At 60.4% G+C, this 19652-nt stretch carries 22 protein-coding genes; 9 read left to right on the forward strand and 13 right to left on the reverse strand.

Annotation, left to right across the window (positions count from 1 at the left end; all coding sequences use genetic code 11):
• Positions 1-135 precede the first annotated feature (135 nt).
• Complete coding sequence (locus tag AC1RTP_RS20500) at positions 136-630, reverse strand: YqaA family protein (protein WP_498609985.1); 495 nt, start codon at positions 628-630, stop codon at positions 136-138.
• Positions 631-769: 139 nt separating this feature from the next.
• On the opposite strand from AC1RTP_RS20500, the gene ilvA reads away from it, so the two are divergent.
• The 5 genes from ilvA (at position 770) to rapZ (ending at position 5753) form a co-directional block, all read left to right on the forward strand.
• Positions 770-2302, forward strand: coding sequence for a threonine ammonia-lyase, biosynthetic (ilvA, locus tag AC1RTP_RS20505; RefSeq protein WP_498609987.1), 1533 nt, complete (start codon positions 770-772; stop codon positions 2300-2302).
• 210 nt (positions 2303-2512) lie between these two features.
• Positions 2513-3346: an NADPH-dependent 7-cyano-7-deazaguanine reductase QueF gene (gene queF / locus AC1RTP_RS20510; protein WP_498609988.1), complete on the forward strand. Its 834-nt coding sequence runs from the start codon at positions 2513-2515 to the stop codon at positions 3344-3346.
• A 95-nt stretch (positions 3347-3441) separates the two neighbouring features.
• A complete protein-coding gene (locus tag AC1RTP_RS20515) occupies positions 3442-3924 on the forward strand; it encodes a PTS sugar transporter subunit IIA (RefSeq protein ID WP_498609990.1) in 483 nt (160 codons plus the stop codon).
• A 3-nt stretch (positions 3925-3927) separates the two neighbouring features.
• Positions 3928-4863: an HPr(Ser) kinase/phosphatase gene (gene hprK / locus AC1RTP_RS20520; RefSeq protein ID WP_028101576.1), complete on the forward strand. Its 936-nt coding sequence runs from the start codon at positions 3928-3930 to the stop codon at positions 4861-4863.
• A 26-nt stretch (positions 4864-4889) separates the two neighbouring features.
• A complete protein-coding gene (rapZ, locus tag AC1RTP_RS20525) occupies positions 4890-5753 on the forward strand; it encodes an RNase adapter RapZ (protein WP_498609992.1) in 864 nt (287 codons plus the stop codon).
• Here the strand turns inward: rapZ and AC1RTP_RS20530 are convergent, their stop codons facing one another.
• Together AC1RTP_RS20530 and AC1RTP_RS20535 are read right to left on the reverse strand one after the other, a co-directional pair.
• Positions 5754-6248: an arsinothricin resistance N-acetyltransferase ArsN1 family B gene (locus AC1RTP_RS20530; protein WP_498609993.1), complete on the reverse strand. Its 495-nt coding sequence runs from the start codon at positions 6246-6248 to the stop codon at positions 5754-5756. It lies immediately after the preceding gene.
• Between the two features lie 77 nt (positions 6249-6325).
• Entirely contained in the window at positions 6326-6700 is a 375-nt protein-coding gene (locus AC1RTP_RS20535) for a VOC family protein (RefSeq protein ID WP_498609995.1), read from the reverse strand.
• A gap of 139 nt (positions 6701-6839) precedes the next feature.
• Here AC1RTP_RS20535 and AC1RTP_RS20540 point away from each other — a divergent pair, with 139 nt between their 5' ends.
• The 3 genes from AC1RTP_RS20540 to AC1RTP_RS20550 all read left to right on the forward strand — a co-directional run bounded on the left by AC1RTP_RS20540 (position 6840) and on the right by AC1RTP_RS20550 (position 9261).
• Entirely contained in the window at positions 6840-7580 is a 741-nt protein-coding gene (locus tag AC1RTP_RS20540; RefSeq protein ID WP_498609996.1) for a hypothetical protein, read from the forward strand.
• 45 nt (positions 7581-7625) lie between these two features.
• Positions 7626-7955 carry a hypothetical protein gene (locus AC1RTP_RS20545; RefSeq protein ID WP_498609997.1) on the forward strand — a complete coding sequence of 110 codons (330 nt, stop codon included), beginning with the start codon at positions 7626-7628 and terminating at the stop codon, positions 7953-7955.
• A 289-nt stretch (positions 7956-8244) separates the two neighbouring features.
• On the forward strand, positions 8245-9261 hold the full coding sequence (locus AC1RTP_RS20550; RefSeq protein WP_498609998.1) for a metal-dependent hydrolase: 1017 nt from the start codon (positions 8245-8247) through the stop codon (positions 9259-9261).
• Here the strand turns inward: AC1RTP_RS20550 and AC1RTP_RS20555 are convergent.
• From AC1RTP_RS20555 to AC1RTP_RS20595, 9 genes are all read right to left on the reverse strand, one after another.
• The gene (locus AC1RTP_RS20555; RefSeq protein WP_498610000.1) at positions 9258-9719 is read right to left on the reverse strand and encodes an Lrp/AsnC family transcriptional regulator; all 462 of its coding nucleotides are present in this window, start codon (positions 9717-9719) and stop codon (positions 9258-9260) included. The two genes, AC1RTP_RS20550 and AC1RTP_RS20555, sit on opposite strands and share 4 nt — an antisense overlap.
• On the reverse strand, positions 9716-10801 hold the full coding sequence (locus AC1RTP_RS20560) for an enoyl-CoA hydratase/isomerase family protein (protein ID WP_498610002.1): 1086 nt from the start codon (positions 10799-10801) through the stop codon (positions 9716-9718). Before AC1RTP_RS20560 ends, AC1RTP_RS20555 begins: the two co-directional genes overlap by 4 nt.
• A 65-nt stretch (positions 10802-10866) precedes the next feature.
• Positions 10867-11226, reverse strand: a complete 360-nt coding sequence (gene hpf, locus AC1RTP_RS20565) for a ribosome hibernation-promoting factor, HPF/YfiA family (protein WP_498610004.1) — start codon at positions 11224-11226, stop codon at positions 10867-10869.
• A 72-nt stretch (positions 11227-11298) separates the two neighbouring features.
• The gene (locus AC1RTP_RS20570; RefSeq protein WP_498610005.1) at positions 11299-12795 is read right to left on the reverse strand and encodes an RNA polymerase factor sigma-54; all 1497 of its coding nucleotides are present in this window, start codon (positions 12793-12795) and stop codon (positions 11299-11301) included.
• 9 nt (positions 12796-12804) lie between these two features.
• On the reverse strand, positions 12805-13560 hold the full coding sequence (gene lptB, locus AC1RTP_RS20575; protein WP_498610007.1) for an LPS export ABC transporter ATP-binding protein: 756 nt from the start codon (positions 13558-13560) through the stop codon (positions 12805-12807).
• 2 nt (positions 13561-13562) lie between these two features.
• Complete coding sequence (gene lptA, locus AC1RTP_RS20580) at positions 13563-14171, reverse strand: lipopolysaccharide transport periplasmic protein LptA (protein WP_498610009.1); 609 nt, start codon at positions 14169-14171, stop codon at positions 13563-13565.
• Positions 14172-14183: 12 nt separating this feature from the next.
• On the reverse strand, positions 14184-14777 hold the full coding sequence (gene lptC, locus AC1RTP_RS20585; protein WP_498610011.1) for an LPS export ABC transporter periplasmic protein LptC: 594 nt from the start codon (positions 14775-14777) through the stop codon (positions 14184-14186).
• Positions 14778-14789: 12 nt separating this feature from the next.
• The gene (locus AC1RTP_RS20590; protein WP_498610013.1) at positions 14790-15326 is read right to left on the reverse strand and encodes a KdsC family phosphatase; all 537 of its coding nucleotides are present in this window, start codon (positions 15324-15326) and stop codon (positions 14790-14792) included.
• Positions 15326-16348: a KpsF/GutQ family sugar-phosphate isomerase gene (locus AC1RTP_RS20595; RefSeq protein ID WP_498610014.1), complete on the reverse strand. Its 1023-nt coding sequence runs from the start codon at positions 16346-16348 to the stop codon at positions 15326-15328. The genes AC1RTP_RS20590 and AC1RTP_RS20595 overlap by 1 nt, the downstream gene beginning before the upstream one ends.
• A 57-nt stretch (positions 16349-16405) precedes the next feature.
• On the opposite strand from AC1RTP_RS20595, the gene AC1RTP_RS20600 reads away from it, so the two are divergent.
• A complete protein-coding gene (locus tag AC1RTP_RS20600) occupies positions 16406-18385 on the forward strand; it encodes a monovalent cation:proton antiporter family protein (protein WP_498610016.1) in 1980 nt (659 codons plus the stop codon).
• 111 nt (positions 18386-18496) lie between these two features.
• Here the strand turns inward: AC1RTP_RS20600 and AC1RTP_RS20605 are convergent, their stop codons facing one another.
• Positions 18497-19636: a GGDEF domain-containing protein gene (locus tag AC1RTP_RS20605; RefSeq protein ID WP_498610018.1), complete on the reverse strand. Its 1140-nt coding sequence runs from the start codon at positions 19634-19636 to the stop codon at positions 18497-18499.
• Between the last annotated feature and the right edge of the window lie 16 nt (positions 19637-19652).

Here is a 19652-nt window from a genome sequence, read left to right on the forward strand (position 1 = left end):
TAGTAGGCAAGCGGGTTCCGTTAACGTCAATCTACTGAATATTAGCTTGAAAATTCGTAAATTACAGATCATAAATTCAGAAAATTCCGCCCCTCCCTACCCGGAATTTTGCAACTTTGCTGCTATGCGGAATCTTTAACCACCAAAAGCATTTGCAAGCGAGCGCCAGAACCCATCCGGCACGTACAGCAGCAGGGACGTCATGGTCAGGTAACGCAAGCCTTTGCCGATCGCCATGTACATCGTAGCCGGCCAGAATGGCAGCTTGAGCCAGCCACCGAGCGTGCATAAGGGATCGCCAATACCCGGCACCCAGGATAGCAGCATGGTCTTGGCCCCATGGTGCGCCAGCCAGCCGAACCAGCGGCTGGAACGCTCCTTGGTGAAGGCTTTCTTGGCGTAATAGCCGATCCAGTAGTCGACCACGCCACCCAGCGTATTGCCCAGGGTGGCAACGGCCATGGCAGGCCAGAACAAAGAAGGGTTGGCTTTACAGACGGCAAAAACGGCGGGCTCCGACCCCAAAGGCACCAGCGTAGCCGAAACGAAACTGATGATAAATACCGAGGTCAGCCCCACTTCGGGCGCCGCCAAAAGGTTCAGCAGCCAGTGGATAGCGTGTTCAATCATGGGTTCAATTATAATCATCCATACCAAGCTCAATGCACGTTAGACAGCCCGCCACCCGCATACCCGCATGGCAGGCGTGCGCCTCCTCCGGTTACCCGCCGTTGACAGTCTTTGCACCACACCTTTTACTTTGCAAATCATGACTATCGACTACCTGAAGAAAATCCTGACCTCCCGCGTCTACGACGTGGCCCATGAAACCTCGCTTGAACTGGCGCCGATTCTTTCGCAACGAATTGGAAACCAGATTTACTTCAAGCGCGAGGACATGCAGGACGTCTTTAGCTTCAAGGTACGCGGCGCTTACAACAAGATGGCGAATCTGAGCGACGCGCAATTGAAGCGCGGCGTCATTTGCGCTTCGGCCGGCAACCATGCGCAGGGCGTCGCCCTGTCCGCAGCCAAACTCGGTTGCCGTGCACTCATCGTCATGCCGGCCACCACCCCGCAGCTGAAAGTTGAATCCGTGCGTCGCCGCGGCGGCGCCAGCGTGGAAGTGGTGCTGCACGGCGAGTCCTATACGGACGCCTACAACCACGCCCTGCAACTCGAGAAAGAGCAGAAGCTGACCTTCGTGCACCCCTTCGACGATCCGGAAGTGATCGCCGGCCAGGGCACGATTGCGATGGAAATTCTGCGCCAGCATTCCGGCCCTATCCACGCCATCTTCGTGCCGATCGGCGGCGGCGGCCTGATTGCCGGCGTTGCCGCCTACGTAAAGCAGCTGCGCCCGGACATCAAGGTGATCGGCGTGCAGACCATGGATTCGGATGCGATGGGCCGTTCGCTCAAGGCTGGTGAACGCGTGACCCTGTCCGACGTAGGCCTGTTTGCCGACGGCACCGCCGTGCGCCTGGTGGGCGAGGAAACCTTCCGCCTTGCGCAGCAGTTTGTCGACGAAGTGATCGTGGTCGATACCGATGCGATTTGCGCCGCGATCAAGGACGTGTTCACCGATACCCGATCGATCCTCGAGCCTTCCGGCGCGCTGGCGGTTGCCGGCGCCAAGGCTTATGTGGAACGCTCGGAAATGGGTAAGTTTCCGATCAAGGGCGAGACTCTGGTGACCGTGTGCAGCGGCGCCAATATGAACTTCGACCGCCTGCGCTTTGTGGCGGAACGGGCAGAGCTGGGCGAGGCGCGCGAGGCAGTGTTTGCGGTCACCATTCCGGAACAGCGCGGCAGCTTCAAGCGCTTCTGCGGCCTGGTGGGTCCGCGCAATGTGACGGAGTTCAACTACCGTATAAGCGACAAGGAGCAGGCGCACGTGTTCGTTGGCGTGCAGATTGCGGACCGTAGCGAATCGTCGGCCATTGCTCGACGCTTTGAAGAGAATGATTTCAAGACGCTGGACTTGACGCATGATGAATTGGCCAAGTCGCACCTGCGCCACCTCGTGGGCGGCAAGAGCGAGCTGGCTCGGGATGAACTGCTGTATCGCTTTGAGTTCCCGGAGCGTCCGGGGGCACTGATGCGCTTCCTTGATTCGATGGAACCGGAGTGGAATATCTCGCTGTGCCATTACCGCTCGCAAGGCGGGGATGTGGGACGGATTCTGATCGGCTTGCAGGTGCCGGCGCAGGATGCGGATAAGTTTACGCAGTTCCTGGCGACTCTCGGTTATCGCTATTGGGATGAGTCGCAGAATCCGGTGTACAAGCTGTTCCTTTAAACCCGGTAAACCTGGGTCTGACCCGCAGGGTCAGACCCCGTCAGATCAGCAGCTATTGATGTCGGTTATGCGCCATTGATCTTCTCAAAAAGTCAAAGACCTCGAACCAACCCCGCGTCCCCAAGACCCTACAGGGTCTGACCCTGCGGGTCAGACCCTGATTTACCGGGTTTCAGGTAAACTGGCAGACCGTTTCAAGAAAACTCTGCCATGTCCAACCTCCCAGAACATTCCCCCCTCGGCAAAACCTCCGCCTACCGCACCGATTACGCGCCGGAACTCCTGTTCCCTATCCCGCGCCAAGGCAAGCGTGACGAGCTGGGCCTGAATGGCACCCTGCCCTTCTTCGGCGTGGACATCTGGAACGGCTATGAGCTTTCCTGGCTCAATATGCGCGGCAAACCGCAAGTCGCAGTGGCGCGCTTCACCATCCCAGCCGACTCGCCGAACTTGATCGAATCTAAATCTTTCAAGCTTTACCTCAATTCCTTCAACCAGACCAAGCTGGCTGGTCCGGACGCGCTGAAGATGCTGCTGCAGCAGGACCTGTCCGCCGCCGCCGACGCGAGCGTGCACGTCACCCTCACCATGCAGGAAGACTTCGCCAAACTGGAAATGGGTGAGCTGGAAGGCCAGTTGCTGGACCGCCTCGACATCGATGTCGACAACTATTCCCCGCAACCGGAAACGCTGAAAGCCAACTTCGACGAACTGCCAGTAGAGGAAACCCTCGTTTCCCACCTGCTGAAGTCAAATTGCCTGGTCACCGGCCAGCCCGACTGGGGCAGCGTGCAGATCAGCTACTACGGCCCGCAAATCGACCAGGAAAGCTTGCTCAAATACCTGATCGGTTTCCGGGAGCATAATGAGTTCCATGAGCAGTGCGTCGAGCGCATTTTTACGGACATCCTTCGTCAATGCAAGCCTCAACATTTGACGGTGTATGCGCGTTATACCCGTAGGGGCGGTCTTGATATCAACCCATGGCGCACCAACTTTAGTAGTGCACAGCGGCCGTCCAATTTGCGCAACGCCCGCCAGTAAAAGGTTTTTCCCAAGGGAAACATTGCGTGAAATTCGAGTTACACGGCTGAGAAACAAGCCTATAATGCGCTCGCAACAGCACCTAATGTCGTGTCATGAATAACCTGAGCAAAATCCTTTCGCTAGAGAACGTCCAGCTCGACCTGGAAGTCTCCAGTAAAAAGCGCGCTTTCGAGCAAGCCGGTCTCATTTTTGAGAACAACTGCGGCATCGCCCGATCCACCGTATCCGATAACCTGTTCGCGCGTGAGCGCCTGGGCTCCACCGGCCTTGGTCACGGCGTGGCGGTACCGCACGGGCGCATCAAGGGTTCCAAGAGCCTGAAGGCGCCGCTGGCAGCTTTCGTCCGCCTGGCCGAGCCGATCCCTTTCGAATCGCCGGACGGTAAACCAGTGAACCTGCTGTTCTTCCTGCTCATTCCTGACCACGTGACGCAGCAGCACCTTGAAATTCTGTCCGAGATCGCAGAAATGTTCTCGGACGACGCCTTCCGCACCGCGCTGACGGAAGATCCTGATCCAAAATCGGTCTACAGCCGCATCGTCAACTGGCAGCCTAGCCTGCAGGCGGCGAGTTAAGCCATGCTGCAAACGCCGCTGACGATCCAGAGACTGTACGACGACAATCGCGAAACCCTGCAACTGGGATGGTTCGCCGGCTTCCCCGGCGGCGAGCGCCTGATCTCCGGCGACGTGGCTTCGGCCGCCGACCAGGTTGGCCACTTGAATACGATTCACCCCGGACGTATCCAGGTGTTCGGCCACCAGGAAATCAATTACTACCAGCGCCTCAAATCGCTGACGCGCGCGCATGTCATCGGTGAACTGATCGCAGGCGGCCCGCCGGCGCTGATCATCGCGCAAGGCCTCGAGACGCCGCCGGACATCCTGGCGATCTGCGACGAAAAGAATATCCCGCTGTTTTCCACGCCGCTGCCTGCGGCGCAGGTGATCGACTTCCTGCGCGTCTACCTGTCGAAGAAGCTGGCGCAGCGCATCATCATGCACGGCGTGTTCATGGACGTGCTGGGCGTTGGCGTACTGATTACCGGCGACTCCGGCCTCGGTAAATCCGAGCTGGGTCTTGAATTGATTTCACGTTCGCATGGCCTGGTGGCCGACGACGCTGTGGAATTCGCGCGCATCGCGCCTAACATGATCGAAGGCCGTTGCCCGCCGCTGCTGCAAAACCTGCTGGAAGTGCGCGGCCTTGGCCTGCTCGATATCAAGGCGATCTTCGGCGAAACCGCCGTGCGCCGCAAGATGCGATTGAAACTGATCGTGCACCTGGTGCGTCGCTCCGCGCTGGAAGAAGAAGTGGAGCGCCTGCCGTTCCAGTTCCCAACCGAAGACGTGCTGGGACTTCCGATCCGCAAAGTCGTGATTCCTGTGGCGGCTGGCCGAAACATCGCGGTTCTGCTGGAAGCCGCAGTGCGCAACACCATCCTGCAGTTGCGCGGCATCGACACCTTGCAAGAATTCATGGAGCGCCAGCGGCAGGCGATGAGCGGTGATTGATGCCACTTGATGGTACTATCGGTCACATGCGAATCGTCCTACTCACTGGTATCTCCGGCGCCGGAAAATCCGTTGCGCTGAATGTCCTCGAAGACACGGGCTACTACTGTGTCGACAACCTGCCGCCTGCACTGCTGCCCGATCTCGTCAATCGCCTTTCCGTTGATGGCACACAAGCGCTTGCCGTTGCGGTCGATGCGCGCAGCGCCTCCAGCCTTGCCAGCCTGCCCGGTGAATACCGCAAGCTGAAAGAAGACGGTCACGAGGTCAAGGTGATCTTCCTCACCGCGAACACGCATTCGCTGGTCGCGCGTTTTTCAGAAACCCGCCGCAGCCACCCGCTGTCGCATGAAATCCACCCCGGCCAGAATCCGGCCGCACGCCGCACGCTGATTGAAAGTATCGCCGAAGAACGCGAGCGCCTGTCTGCCATCCAGCAGCTTGGCCACGTGATCGATACGTCGGAGATGAGCGCCAACAAGCTGCGCGCATGGATCAAGGACCTGGTGCACAGCGAGAACGCGCCACTGACGCTGCTGTTTGAATCGTTCGCTTTCAAGGTCGGCGTTCCGCTCGATGCCGATTTCGTGTTCGACGTGCGCGCTATCCCGAATCCGTATTACGACCTAGCGCTGCGCCCATTGAACGGCCGCGATGCGCCGGTGATCGCTTTCCTCGATGCGCAGGAAAGCGCAGAAGAGATGTTCCAGGATATCAAAGGCTTCGTCACCAAATGGCTCCCGCACTTCAAGCGCGACAACCGTTCCTACCTGACGGTGGCGGTAGGCTGCACCGGCGGACAGCACCGCTCAGTGTATATGGCCGAGCGCCTGGCGCGACACTTCGCGCCAACTGAAACCGTGGTGCTGCGCCACCGCGAGCAGGCCTGATCACTCCAGCCGCAGCTGCCAGTAGCTGACGTCGATCCAGCGGCCGAACTTGCGGCCGACTTCCTTGAATGCACCGACACGCTGGAAGCCCATCTTCTCGTGCAGGCCCACGCTGGCCTCGTTCGGCAGCGCCACCCCGCCGATCACCAGGTGCACGCCGCTCTGGCGCAGGATGTCGAGCAAATGCTGGTACAGCTTGCGCGCAAAACCCTTGCCGCGCATTTCCGGGTGCAGGTAAATCGAGCTCTCGACCGAGAAGCGATACGCGGAACGTTCCTTCCATTTGCTGGCGTAGGCGTAGCCGAGGATTTTGCCGTCCTGTTCGAATACCAGCCAGGGCAGCTTGGATGAGATGACTTTCGTGATACGGCTGGCCATGTCGTCGACGCCGACTTCGGCCTCCTCGAAAGTGATGGTGCTGGTTGCGACGTAATGGTTATAAATTGCCGCGATGGCGGCAGCATCGGCCGGGTGGGCAGAGCGGATGGTGGTCATGAGCGCTTCGGTAAAGTGAATGACCCAAGCGTAACAGCAAGATGCGGGCCAGCCGCCGGCCGGCCCTCTGCACCAAATTAGTCCAGCCAGTGCACCACTTCGATCGTATGCTGGTCCGGATCGGTGATCATCGTTCCAAAATAGCGCTCATTCACGTCAGGGCGCAGGCCTGGAGTGCGGAGCGAGACGGCGCCTTGCGCGATGGCGTTCGCATGGAAAGCATGTGTCGCCAGCTGCGACTTGGCCTTGATGGCGATATGCCCGCGCTGCCCTACCAGCGGCGCATCGCCTTGCGCCGGATAGATTGCGAAGGCCCAGTGGCCGTCTGCGCCGAAGATGGCCTGCCCTGCGTCCTGGTGCTGCACGCTGTAGCCCAGCGGCTCCAGGCAGGCTTTGTAGAATTCCACAGCGCGCGGCAGGTCACGGGTGGCGATGGATACGTGGTCAATCATGATGCTCTCCTTTCAAACGACGAGCGATCATCTTAGGCAGTGCGCGCGAAACGATTTCCCGATTACGTGCAGGGCCGTGGGAAATTTTTTCACTTCCCTTTATGCTAAGCTCTCCCGCCTACACATCGCTGGAGGAAAAATGAGATTACTCATATTGGTCGCCGCCTTGGCTGCCTCCGCTGGCGCCGCTGGTGCCGATATCGATCCAGATCCCGCCTGGCGCTGCACAGCGAAACATTACGGCGCTTTCCTTTCCCCTTCCGGCAGCTCGGCTAAATGGCCTGTGCTGAAATCCTTGCCGGAGCATTTGCGCGGCAAGAGGTCCATGCTGCTTACCACCTCTGGCCTTTTCGCCGGCGGAAAGGCGCATGTCATGTATGTTGATCCCAAATCGGGCAACGCCTATATCGAACAAACCGCCGGCACGCCGGACACCGTGGTGATCTTCGGCCCACTGCCAAGGATCACCTGTGCCGATCCCGCAGCCACCGACATCCTCGATCTCGCGCACTTCTTCATGGATACGTACGCGGACGACGTCACAGCTGGCGACCGCAAGGCGCTCGCCAACCGCTATTCCCGGCGCGGCGCCATTTTCATTGGCGGGGAATGGAAAGAAGAGATTTCGTTCGACAAGCTGTCCGGCGAATATGCGACGAGCTGGAAGCCGCCCGTCACGTTCCGCTGGCAAAACCTGGCATTTGAAAAGCTTGGCGACCAGGCGGTGATGATCACTGGCGGTGTCGCGCGCAGCGACAAAGCTGGCGTAGAGTCCTTCTCGCATTCCTACGCGGTCCTGCTGGTGAAGGAGGACGGCGTACTGCGCATTCGTATGGAGAGCGGCGCGCCGCCAGCCAGGCCGCAGCTCAGCAAACGGTAACAATTTAGTTCATGTGTCACTGGATTATTGATCTATTATCTGCATATGGCGATCTCATTACTGCTTGCAGCAGCGCTGGGCGCTGCACCCGTTGACCCGGATCCGATCTGGCGTTGCACAGCCGCGCACTACGGCCACTTCGTGTCGCCTTCCGGCACGCAAGAAAAGTGGCCCACCGTGCCGAAGTTGCCGGGAAACCTGCGCGAAACGCGCCAGATCAACCTCAACTCTCCCGGCATGCTACCCGGCGGCCGCGCGCACATGATGTACATCGACACCGTTGCCAAAGTCGTTTACATCCTGCAGACTTCCGGCCCGCCAGAGTCCGAAGTCGTCTTCGGCCCACTGCCGCCAGTCGATTGCCCTAAAGAGTGACTGCGCTGAAAGCGTTCGGACTCGCGGTCCTCTTTGCGTGCGCCTGGTTCGTCGGCGTCATGGCCGTCCTTGGCGGCGGCACGCCATCGCCTCTAACTCACGCCATCATCTTGCTCGTGCCACTGTTTGCTTGTAGCCTGATACAACACAAGCTGACACGCAACATTCCGTTGCCGCCGATGCGCAAGGTGATCCAAACTAGCGTCGCTGCCATACTTGCGCCAGTGCTTACGACTGCCCTGATCTGGTTCGTTTGGATGGTCGTTCTCGGGCACAGCGAGTAAGCATCATGCCCACCATCATTTCGCATGCAGCTATCCCGCTGGCACTCGGCGTAGCGCTCGGTTCGAAACGGATTTCCCGCAGGCTGCTGGTCGCTGGGATGCTTGCGTCCATGGTGCCTGACCTGGACGTGGTCGGGCTCAAACTCGGCATCGAATACGCCAACCAATTCGGTCATCGCGGCGCATCGCACTCGGTCATGTTTGCACTTGCCTTGGGAGCCCTGGCAGCCTTGGTGGCGCCGTGGTTCCGCGCGAGATGGTGGGTTGCGGGCGCCTTTGTGGCGGCCGCCTGCGTCTCGCATCCATTGCTCGATATATGCACGACTGGAGGCCTCGGAGCGGCCCTCTGGTGGCCGCTGTCGGATCAACGATTGTTCTTCCCCACGCAGTTCATCAAGGTCTCGCCTTTGACTGCGGATCGCTTCCTCGGACCTGACGGAATCGCGGTCATCAAGTCTGAAATACTATGGATTTGGCTGCCATGTTGTTCAGTGGCATTCGCGGCCTACGACATGCGGACGCGACTCCCCTCGTTTCACGTTACCGAGAATGGCATCTTCAAGCCAACCTCCATAGCCCGCGAGCTGGTTTTCTACGGAATTGCTGCTGCGTTGGTCGTGGTTTGGCACATGGTCGGCAGTGGCCATTTGACGGGCGCAGTTGGATTGTTTGCAGCCTTTGCAATCATTCGCTACTTCCAAATGCGAAAGCTCGGGCCGGATGGAGAGCCGATTGTCGCAGTCAAGGATGGGGTGCTGCTATTCCGAAATCCAGGATTCCAAAAAACCGTAGAGTCCATCCCACTGGAAGACATCGAACAAGTTAAAGTCTACGGCCAGGAAAAGAATCGGCACTATCGCTTTCTACTTAAAGGCCAGGATGCAAAAGACCTTTCGCTATTGCAGAACAACGACGCAGAACAAGCCGTAATCGCTTTCCTGCGACAGACCCTGCAAGAAAAAGTGTTTGTCGCCAAGGCGCCCGAAACCTTCTTCGAAAAGGTTCGGGGCGAACAGGCTTAAAGCGTCAGCTTGGTTTCGAACTTCGAGCAGTTCATGGCGAACAGGCTTTTGACGTTGATGACGTTGTGGTGGGAGGTGAAGACGCGGCGGGTGAAGGCGCTGTATTCTTCCATTGATTCCACTGTGACGATCAGGTGGAAGTCGAATTCGCCCGCCACCTCGTAGCAGGACATTACCTCGGGTTCGGACCGCATGCGGTGTTCGAATTGTTTGAGGATGTCGGTGTTCTGCTTCTCCAGCTCAACCGATACGAAAACCGTCAGCGGGCGGCCCGCAAGCGCGCGGTCGACCAGCGCGACGGCTTTCACCAGCACGCCGTCAGTGCGCAGCTTTTCGATGCGGCGCTGGCAGGTGGCGACCGATGAATGCACGCGCTCCGCGATCTCGCGCAAAGGCGTGCTGGCATCCTCTTGCAGGATATTGAGGATGCTGCGGTCGATCCGGTCCAGTTCCCTCATGCGAGGTGGCGCAGGGGATGCGCCCAGGCCGGCCAGCATGGTTCGAAGAAGCGCGCCACCATCGTGGGCGTGACTTCGGCCAGCGTCGCTGGATTCCACTTCGGCTGGTTGTCCTTGTCGATCGCCAGCGCGCGCACGCCTTCAAAGATCTCGCCGTGTTCGAAGTTGCGGCGCACGAGATTACGCTCCATGCGCAGGCAGTCCGACACGCCCAGCGCGGCGCCGCGCTTGAGCAGTTCGTGGGTCACGCACATCATCAGCGGGGAGCGCAGCTCCATCGCCTTCAGCGACTTCTGCGCAAAGGGCGAGCTGTCGCCGCGCAGCGATTCCATAATGGCCGGCACCGAGCCTGCGGCGAAGTGCTTGTCGATCAGCGCGCGCTGCGCTTCGAGCTCGCTGTCGCCGGCGAAGGCGTTGTGCGGGCCGGCGAAGACAGCGATCGCGTCGCGCAGCGATTTACCGGGTGTGGATTCGACCAGCGCGGTCAGGGCGGCCAGCTCAGTCTCCGGCACGAAGTAATCGGCCAGGTCCAGGTAGAGGGCATCAGCGGCGCCGACGGTCAGGCCAGTCAGGCCGAGCCACATGCCCAGCTGCCCCGGTGCGTGCGACAGGAAATGGCTCCCGCCCACATCGGGGAACAGTCCAATATTCACTTCCGGCATGGCCATCTTGGTGCGGCCGGTAACGATGCGCACGCCGCAGTCAGGGCCGCCTTGCGCGATGCCCATGCCGCCGCCCATCACCACGCCATCCATCAGCGCCACGTAAGGCTTTGGATAGAAATGGATCAAGTGGTTCAGTGCATATTCTTCGGTGAAAAAGTCTTCCAGCAGCGCGCTGTCGCCTTGCGTATTGGCGCGGCCGACATCGTAGAAAAAGCGGATATCGCCGCCTGCGCACAGGGCGCGTTCGCTGGTGCTCCGCACAACCACGGCGGCCACAGACGCGTTATCGCGCCAATCCAGCAGCGCCTGGGTCATTGCGCGCACCATGTCGAGGGACAAGGAATTGAGGGCTTTAGGGCGGTCCAGCGTGATGAAGCCGGTGCCGTTGGAGATATGGGTTTGGACGTGTTCGCTCATGCAAATATTTTAACCGCAAAAAAGGGCGCCAATTGCGCCCTTTGGTGTGCTACACGGCCAGTCCTTTACATGGCGGTGGGTGGTGCTTCGTACGTATCCGGGAAATGCTTGATGGCCGCATGACTGTGGTTCTGCACACGGTCTTTGTATTTCATGACCTGGCGATCCAGTTTATCAATCAGGGTATCGATGGCGGCGTAGAGATCTTGCGACAGGCTTTCGACGTAAACAGTTTTGCCAGACATGCGCAGGTTGATTTCCGCTTTCTGACGTTTCTCTTTCTCGGTGAGGTTATCTACAGTCAGGATGACAGCAATATCGATTACTTGATCGAAATGGCGCTTGACTCGTTCCAGCTTGCTCTGCACGTACTCGCGAATGGCCGGGGTCACTTCGACATGATGTCCACTGATGGTGAGATTCATACACACTCCTAAAGATGATGTCGCTCTCGAGTTCGTGTACGCCGAAACGCACAGAGGAACCCATGCACTGCACTACAAAGATTTGCGGAGGCTTACCGGAGGGATTTTCAACGCTTCTCGATATTTGGCAACAGTCCGTCGCGCAATCACCATGCCTTGTTCTCCCAGCATGTCCGCAATCTTACTGTCGGATAAAGGATTTTTCGGGTCTTCTGCTCCTGTCAGTTGCACGATCAGTGCCCGTATCGCAGTCGATGAAGCTTCACCCCCAGCTTCGGTCGCGACGTGGCTACCAAAGAAATATTTCAACTCAAACATGCCATGCGGGGTGAGCATATATTTTTGAGTTGTTACGCGAGAAATAGTGCTCTCGTGTAGTCCCAGTGTATCAGCAATTTCACGCAACACAAGGGGCCTCATGGCGACCGCGCCATGGCTGAAAAAATTCTTTTGTCTTTCTACTATCGCTTCCGCGACGCGCAGGATGGTGTCGAAGCGCTGGCGCATATTCTTGATCAGCCACTTAGCTTCCTGCAGCTGGCCGTTCATCTGCGACTCGCTTTTGCCCTGCTTGAGCAGGTTGGCGTACAGCGCGTTCACACGCAGGCGCGGCACCACGTCGTTATTCAGCATGACCAGCCAGCCGCCGCGGCCCTTCTTCACGATCACGTCGGGCACGACGTAATCGGAATCGCCCGATGCGAACTCGGCGCCCGGGTGCGGGTTGCACTGGCGGATGACGCACTGCGCTTCGCGCAAATCTTCGTCGTCGCAGTCGAGGGCTTTTTTCAGTTTGGTGAACTCGCGCTGGGCGAACCATGCCAGGTGCTTCTCGACGATGACCAGCGCCATGCGGCGCGTCACCATCGGCACGCCTGGCATGCGCTTGATCTGCAGCGCCAGGCATTCGGAAGCATTGCGTGCGGCCACGCCGGCCGGGTCAAAGCTTTGCAACAGCACCAGGCTGCAGCGAAGGTCATCCAGTTCGATTTCCAGCTCGGGCGGCAGACGCTCGTGGATTTCTTCCAGCGGCTCTTCCAGGTAGCCATTGTCGTCCAGCGCGTCGATGATCATTTCCATCAGGGCGCGGTCGCGCGGCTCCTGTACGGTCACTCGCATCTGTTCCAGCAAGTGTTCGCGCAAGGTGCAGCCGGAAGCTTCCAGCTGCGGGCGGCTGTCTTCGTCGTCGGCAGATTTGCTGCCGGAGCTGGAACTCCAGTCCGTGTCGTCGCTGCCGTTGCCGCCCTCGCCTTCGCCGCCTTCATAGGCGTCGCCTTCGGAGGCTGCGGCCGGGGCTTCGCCACACTCGCCCGGCGCACTTTCCTGCGCTGGCGTGGCGGGGCCTTCGGTGCCATTGCCGCTACCCTGGCTGATGGCGCCATCGGCCAGCAGCCGCACAGAGTGGTCGAGCGGATCGTCAAGACGCTCCAGCATCGGATTGTCGCCGAGCAGCTGTTCCAACTCCTGGTGCAGCTCCAGCGTGGACAGCTGCAGCAGGCGGATGGATTGTTGCAGCTGCGGCGTCAGCGCCAGGTGTTGCGAGGTTCGCAGTTGCAGTGTTTGTTTCATGGCCTTCGCTTACATGCGGAAGTGTTCGCCGAGATAAACGCGGCGTACGGATTCATTGGCAATGATGTCGTCCGGGCGGCCCGAAGCCAGCACGGCGCCCTGGTTGATGATGTAGGCGCGGTCGCAAATGCCGAGGGTCTCCCGTACATTATGGTCGGTGATCAGAACGCCGATGTTGCGCTCCTTCAGGAAACGCACGATTCGTTGGATTTCGATCACGGCGATCGGGTCGACGCCGGCGAACGGTTCGTCCAGCAGCACGAAGCGCGGATTGGTAGCCAGTGCGCGCGCGATCTCCACGCGGCGGCGCTCACCACCGGATAGCGACAGGGCCTGGTTCTCGCGCAGCTTCTCGATCTGCAAGTCCGCCAGCAGGGCTTCCAGGCGCTGGTCGATTTCGGCTTTGCTAAGCGCCTTGCCGTCGACCTTTTGGATCTCCAGCACGGCGCGGATATTCTCTTCCACCGTCAGCTTACGGAACACCGAAGCTTCCTGCGGCAGGTAGGACAGGCCCAGCGTAGCGCGTTTGTGGATCGGCAGGCTGGAGACGTCGGTGCCGCCGATATCGATGGTGCCGGCGTCCGAGGCCACCAGGCCCACGATCATGTAGAAGGAGGTGGTCTTGCCGGCGCCGTTAGGACCCAGCAGGCCCACCACTTCGCCGCAATCGACTTGCAGCGACACGTCGTGCACTACCTGGCGCTTGCCGTAAGTTTTCTGGAGGCCGCGCACGACCAGCGTGCTGGCGCAGGAATTTGCTTGCATGCTTACTTCTTCTCCGACGTGGTAGGAGGCGTGGTTGTAGCCGATGCCGCGGCCGACGCTGCGGCCGATGCCGCGGGCGGCTCGGTGCGCGAAGGCTGGATCACCATGGTGCCACGGCCGCCGCCCGGCTTGCTCTCGCCGGTTGCGGTATTGCGCACGCTGAAGAACTCCTTACGGCTGTCGTAGGAAATGAACTCGCCCTGCACTTCATCATTCTGCTTGCCGCCTTCCAGGCGACGGATGGTGGCCTTGGTGAACATCTTCACCAATTCGACCTGCTCGTCGTATTCGATTCGGTCGGCATCACCTTCCACCCACTGGTCGCCAGCGCCATCACGCTTCTGGCGGAAGGTGGCCTTCTTACCGTCACCGAACAGGGTCACCTGCTGGAAGCCTTCCGGCGACTGCTTGACGAAGGCGCGTTCGGCGGTCATGGTCAGGGTGCCGCGCGAGAGCTTGACGCCGCCCGACAGGATGGTGATCTGCTTCACGTCATCGATATCCATCGAGGCGTAATTGATGACGGTAGGCTTGTAGGAGTCGGCCTTTTCGGCCAGCGCCGGCTCGGCTGCGCAAAGCAGCAGGGCAGCCGACAACAGTAGTCGTTTCATATTCATTCCTTTTTATTGTGCCTTCGGCGGCAGCACCAGCGTGCCAGCGCCTTGCAGGTGCATTTCGCGCGTTGCGTTATTGGCGCGCATGCTGTTGGCCGAGGCAGTCGTGGCGCCGATTTTCATCTTCACCGGGACGTCGGTTTCCATGCGGTCTTCGTCAGGGAAGACCACCAGCTTTTCCGTTGCCATATGCAGCGCTTGCGCGTTCGGCGCCGGGGCGCGGTCGATCGTGACCTTGCCGTTCAGTGTGACCCGGCTATTTCCCTGGTCCACGCGCGCCGTCTCCGACAGGATCTCCATCGGCGGACGCTCGCTGGCCAGGCTATGAACACGCGGCTTGTCGATCACGGACGAATCGTCGATAGGACGATGCGTCAGCTTGTCGCCGGCAATGATATAGCTTGGCTTGCCATCCTTCGACATGTGGACGAAGGAAAAATTCTCGATGATGTAATCCGGCTCATTGGCGCGCTTGTCGGCCTGCATCTGTTCACCCGCGCGGTTCAGCAGTTCGAGCAGATAGAAGCTGCCGAGCGCCGCCAGCAGCACCAATATCATGCCGACGGAAAGGCGGAAGCGGTGGGCTATCCTCTGGTTGCGCATCGCTCGATCCTTTTACACCAGGAACTGCGCCATTACGCGCTCGTAATTACCGGTTGCGTGCAGCACGAATTCGCAGGCTTCACGCACCGCACCGCGGCCGCCCGCAGCTTCCGTGATGTAGTGGGCATGCTGATGCGCTTCCTTGCGGCCATTCGGCACGCTGACGGCAAAGCCGACACGGCGCAGCAGTGGCAGGTCCACCACGTCGTCGCCGATGAAGGCGACCTGCTCTTCTTCCAGCCCCAACTCGTTCAGCAGGGCCTTGAATGGGGTCAGCTTGTCATGACCGCCCTGGTGCACGTAATCGATACCCAGGTCCTTGGCGCGCGCCAGCACGATAGGCGTGCGGCGGGCGGAAATGATCGCGGTCTTGATGCCGGCCTCCTGCAGCAGCTTGATGCCAAGGCCGTCGTGCACGTTGAAGGTCTTCACCGACTCGCCATCGGCGCCGTAAGTCAGGCTGCCGTCCGTCAGCACGCCGTCCACGTCGAAGATGAACAGGCGTACTTTGGCAGCGCGCGCGACCAGGTCTTCACGATTGAGCGTCATCAGATCACCTTGGCGCGTGTCAGGTCGTGAATGTGCAGCGCGCCAACCAGCGTGCCGTCCGGGTCCACCACCAGCATCTGGTTGATGCGGAATTCTTCCATCACCGCCACGGCGTCAACCGCCAATTGGTCGGGGCCGATGGTGCGCGGGTTCAGGTGCATGACGTCCTTGATGACGACCTTGGTGAAGTCCTGCACCTTCTCGATCATGCGGCGCAAATCGCCGTCGGTGAACACGCCGACCGGTTTGTTCGCCGCATCGACGATGGCGGTCATGCCCATGCCCTTCTGCGTGATTTCAAGCAGGGCGTCCGGCAGGCGCGTTTCCAGGCCCACGGCCGGAATGGCGCCGTCCTTGCGCATCACATCGCGCACATGGGTCAGCAGGCGGCGGCCCAGGGCGCCACCAGGGTGGGAACGGGCGAAATCTTCTTCCTTGAAGCCGCGCAAGTCCAGCAGGGTCACGGCAATCGCGTCGCCCAGCGCCAGCGTGACGGTGGTCGATGCGGTCGGCGCCAGGTTCATCGGGCAGGCTTCCTTGGCTACCGATACGTCCAGGTGCACGTCGGCGATCTTGGCCAGGCTCGAAGTCGGCTTGCCAGTCATGGCGATCACGTGGCCGCCCATGCGCTTGACCACAGGCAGGATGGCCATCAGTTCGGCCGCTTCGCCGGAATAGGAAATCGCGATCACCACGTCTTCCGGGGTCACCATGCCCAGGTCACCGTGCGCGGCTTCAGCCGGGTGCACGAACAGGGCCGGGGTGCCGGTGGAGGCCAGGGTGGCGGCGATTTTCTTGCCGATATGGCCAGACTTGCCAATGCCGGAAACCACGACGCGGCCCTTGCATTGCAGCAACAGGGACACGGCCTGGCCCACAGTCTCGTCGTTCGCCAGACGCGCATTCAGCGCGGCCAGGGCGTCCGTCTCGATCTGCAGGGCCTCGCGCGCCAGTTCCAGGGCACGGGTTGCGGTCTTGGCATCAAAAGATTTCAGCATTGTTTTTTCATGGGTTACACTCATGCCCGAAGTATAGCCGAATTAGATAAGCAAAAAACTTGCCAGACAAAACAACAACGGATGTTCACGCCTCTTGAACTGACTCTTCTCCTCTTAGGCAGCGCCGTTTTGGGCGTGGTTGCCTTCCGTATGATGCATTTGCCGCCGATGCTGGGCTACCTGGCCGTCGGCATCCTGCTGGGCCCCCATGCCATGGGGCTGGCGGAGCAAAGCCACGCCACCGAGCTGCTAGGCGAGTTCGGGGTGGTGTTCCTGATGTTCTCGATCGGGCTGGAATTTTCCCTGCCCAAGCTGATGGCCATGCGCTCCATCGTGTTCGGGCTGGGCATGGCCCAGGTGGGGCTGACCATCGCCGCCACCATGCTATTTGGCTGGATCATCCATTTCCTGTTGCCGCCCTCCATCCACCTGGGGTGGCAGGCTTCGTTCGCCCTGGGCGGCGCACTGGCCATGTCTTCCACCGCGATTGTGGTCAAATTGCTCACAGAGCGGCTGGAATTGGAAAGCGAGCATGGCCGCAAGATCATCGGCATCCTGCTGTTCCAGGACTTGGCGGTGGTACCCCTGCTGATCCTGATCCCGGCGCTGGCGCAGAATCCGGCCGACCTGCCCAAGACCCTGGGCCTGGCGGGCCTGAAGGCGGCCGTGGTGCTGATCCTGCTGCTGTTCCTGGGCCAGAAGGTGATGCGCAAGTGGTTCACCATCGTCGTGCTGCGCCGCTCGCAGGAACTGTTCATGCTTAACCTGCTGCTGGTAACGCTGGGCGCGGCATGGATCACCGAGCAGGCCGGCCTGTCGATGGCACTGGGCGCCTTCCTGGCGGGCATGCTGATTTCCGAGACCGAATACAAGCATCAGGTGGAAGAGGACATCAAGCCTTTCCGCGACGTGCTGCTTGGCCTGTTCTTCATCACCGTGGGCATGCTGCTCAATGCGCGCGTGGTGCTGGAAAACTGGTGGCTGGTACTGGTGCTGCTGACCGGCCCGGTGCTGCTCAAATTCACCCTGATTGCAGGCCTGGCGCGCCTGTTCGGCGCTTCCACCTCGACTTCCATGCGCACCGGCCTGGCGCTGGCGCAGGCGGGCGAATTCGGCTTCGTGCTGCTGAACGTGGTGGGCGGCATGAAGCTGGTCGATCCTTTCGTAGTGCAGGTGGTGCTGGCTTCGATGGTGCTGTCCATGCTGCTGGCGCCTTTCCTGATCGAGCAGTCGGACAGGATCGTGATGAAGTTCTCCGCCAATGAGTGGATGATGCAGTCGCTGAACCTGACCAATATCGCGGCGCGCACGATGTCGGCGCAAAAGCATGTGATCGTGGCGGGCTTTGGCCGCTCGGGCCAGTCGCTGGCCACCCTGCTTTCCGAGGAAAAGATTGCTTACCAGGCGCTGGACCTGGATCCGATCCGCGTGCAGGAAGCACAGGCGGCCGGCGCCAACGTTTCCTACGGCGATGCCGCGCGGCGCGAGTCGCTGGTGGCGGCGGGCATCAAGCGCGCATCGGCGGTGGTGATTACCTATGCCTCCACGCCTTCCGCGCTGAAGGTGCTGCACCTGGTGCATGAACTCGCGCCGGAGCTGCCGGTGATCGTGCGCTCGCACGATGATTCGGACCTGGACCGGCTGAAGGAAGCCGGTGCGGCAGAGGTGGTGCCGGAACTGATGGAAGGCTCGCTGATGCTAGCGTCCCATGCGCTGGTGATGCTGGGCGTGCCGCTGCGCCGCGTGGTGCACCGCGTGCAGCGGGCGCGTGAGGAGCGGTATGCGTCGTTACGCGGCTACTTCCACGGGGCGAGCGATAGCGGTGAGGAGGCGGAGATGGTGCGCTTGCATTCGGTGCCGCTGGGCGAGCAGGCTTCGTGCATCGGCAAGTGTGTGCGGGATCTGGGGCTGGATGAGACGGGAGCGGAGATTTCGGCGATCCGGCGCGGGAAGACGCGCCTGGATGCGGAACCAGGCGTGACACTCGAGGCGGGGGATGTGGTGGTGTTGCGCGGGACGGCGGAAGAAGTGTCGCGCGCGGAGAGTGATCTGCTGGCTTAAACCCGGTAACCCAGGGTACGACGGGACGGCCATCCGGCAAGGGTCAGACCCGCACCTGCAACCGTCGCGTCTCAGGGTAAGACCCTTGGGTCTGACCCAGGTTTACCGGGTTCAGGCCGCGAACCGGATCACCCGATTCCGCCCGCCTTCCTTGGCCTGATACAGCGCCTCATCCGCCTGCTCAATCAGCTGCGCCGCCTGCTCCTCCGGCTTCGCATCCTCCGGCACCTGCGCCAGGCTGGACACTCCAACCGACGCAGTAATCGACACCTTCACCCCATGCGACAGCTCAATCATGCTGGCCGCAATCCCGGCGCGAATGCGCTCGCCAACATAGGTGGCGCTCTCCAGGTCCGCATCAATCAGCAGCACCACAAACTCCTCGCCGCCAAAGCGCGCCAAGGCATCCGACAGCCGCAGTTCAGCCTTGATCCGGCTAGCCACCTCACGCAGCACCTCATCGCCGCCGCCATGGCCCACGGTATCGTTGACCCGCTTGAAATGGTCGATATCGATGTACATGAACGACACCGGATACGACTGCCGGCGCGCACGTGAAATCTCTTCCAGCAGGCGGCGATCGACATAGCGGCGGTTGAACACGCCGGTCAGCGCATCGGTCAGCCCCATGTATTTCAGCATCTCATTGGAGATCACGTTCTCCAGGCAGATGGCGATGATGGACGCCATATGCTCAACGAAGTCCGTGCCCAGGCTAGGTGAAAAGCGCGTCGGGTCCGCGCTGCCCAGGTTCAGTGAACCAATCAGGCGCTTGTTGCGCAGCAGCGGCACCACGCCCACGCTTTGCAGGCGTGCGCCCGGTTGCGGAAATTGGCGGCCGTGCTTCTGCGCGTCGAACATGCCAAGATGTGGCTTGGGCGCGTGGCCAGGCTCGAAATCGAAGGCCAGGTCCGCCACGTCGGGAACGAACACCAGGTCGGGAAATTCAGAGAAATTGACGCCCAGCTTTTCCATCACGTTGCGGATATCGTCATCCACGTCGACCAGGGTCAGGGTCACCGCATCCAGATCGGAAATCACCGGCAAGGTGCGGAAAATGGTGCCAATCAGTTCGGGAAAGCTGGCCGCGCCGACGATTTCCAGGTCAAACGCCTGGTGGCGCGTCATGATCGAGTGATTGCGTTCGGCCTGGTCGATCAGGTAGGCAAGACGGGCGCGCAGGGACTGGTTTTCCGCCGCCAGTTCCGCCTGGGTGGGTTGCTTGCCCGTGATTTTCTGCGTGATCTCCATCGCCCGCCGCCATTCA

The sequence above is a fragment of the Pseudoduganella sp. GW821-FHT11H04 genome (genome assembly GCF_058807935.1).

Coding starts and splice junctions, on each gene's coding strand:
- AC1RTP_RS20500 (WP_498609985.1), bottom strand. CDS start 630: ATGATTGAACACGCTATCCACTGGCTGCTGAACCTTTTGGCGGCGCCC.
- ilvA (WP_498609987.1), top strand. CDS start 770: ATGACTATCGACTACCTGAAGAAAATCCTGACCTCCCGCGTCTACGAC.
- queF (WP_498609988.1), top strand. CDS start 2,513: ATGTCCAACCTCCCAGAACATTCCCCCCTCGGCAAAACCTCCGCCTAC.
- AC1RTP_RS20515 (WP_498609990.1), top strand. CDS start 3,442: ATGAATAACCTGAGCAAAATCCTTTCGCTAGAGAACGTCCAGCTCGAC.
- hprK (WP_028101576.1), top strand. CDS start 3,928: ATGCTGCAAACGCCGCTGACGATCCAGAGACTGTACGACGACAATCGC.
- rapZ (WP_498609992.1), top strand. CDS start 4,890: ATGCGAATCGTCCTACTCACTGGTATCTCCGGCGCCGGAAAATCCGTT.
- AC1RTP_RS20530 (WP_498609993.1), bottom strand. CDS start 6,248: ATGACCACCATCCGCTCTGCCCACCCGGCCGATGCTGCCGCCATCGCG.
- AC1RTP_RS20535 (WP_498609995.1), bottom strand. CDS start 6,700: ATGATTGACCACGTATCCATCGCCACCCGTGACCTGCCGCGCGCTGTG.
- AC1RTP_RS20540 (WP_498609996.1), top strand. CDS start 6,840: ATGAGATTACTCATATTGGTCGCCGCCTTGGCTGCCTCCGCTGGCGCC.
- AC1RTP_RS20545 (WP_498609997.1), top strand. CDS start 7,626: ATGGCGATCTCATTACTGCTTGCAGCAGCGCTGGGCGCTGCACCCGTT.
- AC1RTP_RS20550 (WP_498609998.1), top strand. CDS start 8,245: ATGCCCACCATCATTTCGCATGCAGCTATCCCGCTGGCACTCGGCGTA.
- AC1RTP_RS20555 (WP_498610000.1), bottom strand. CDS start 9,719: ATGAGGGAACTGGACCGGATCGACCGCAGCATCCTCAATATCCTGCAA.
- AC1RTP_RS20560 (WP_498610002.1), bottom strand. CDS start 10,801: ATGAGCGAACACGTCCAAACCCATATCTCCAACGGCACCGGCTTCATC.
- hpf (WP_498610004.1), bottom strand. CDS start 11,226: ATGAATCTCACCATCAGTGGACATCATGTCGAAGTGACCCCGGCCATT.
- AC1RTP_RS20570 (WP_498610005.1), bottom strand. CDS start 12,795: ATGAAACAAACACTGCAACTGCGAACCTCGCAACACCTGGCGCTGACG.
- lptB (WP_498610007.1), bottom strand. CDS start 13,560: ATGCAAGCAAATTCCTGCGCCAGCACGCTGGTCGTGCGCGGCCTCCAG.
- lptA (WP_498610009.1), bottom strand. CDS start 14,171: ATGAAACGACTACTGTTGTCGGCTGCCCTGCTGCTTTGCGCAGCCGAG.
- lptC (WP_498610011.1), bottom strand. CDS start 14,777: ATGCGCAACCAGAGGATAGCCCACCGCTTCCGCCTTTCCGTCGGCATG.
- AC1RTP_RS20590 (WP_498610013.1), bottom strand. CDS start 15,326: ATGACGCTCAATCGTGAAGACCTGGTCGCGCGCGCTGCCAAAGTACGC.
- AC1RTP_RS20595 (WP_498610014.1), bottom strand. CDS start 16,348: ATGAGTGTAACCCATGAAAAAACAATGCTGAAATCTTTTGATGCCAAG.
- AC1RTP_RS20600 (WP_498610016.1), top strand. CDS start 16,406: ATGTTCACGCCTCTTGAACTGACTCTTCTCCTCTTAGGCAGCGCCGTT.
- AC1RTP_RS20605 (WP_498610018.1), bottom strand. CDS start 19,636: ATGGAGATCACGCAGAAAATCACGGGCAAGCAACCCACCCAGGCGGAA.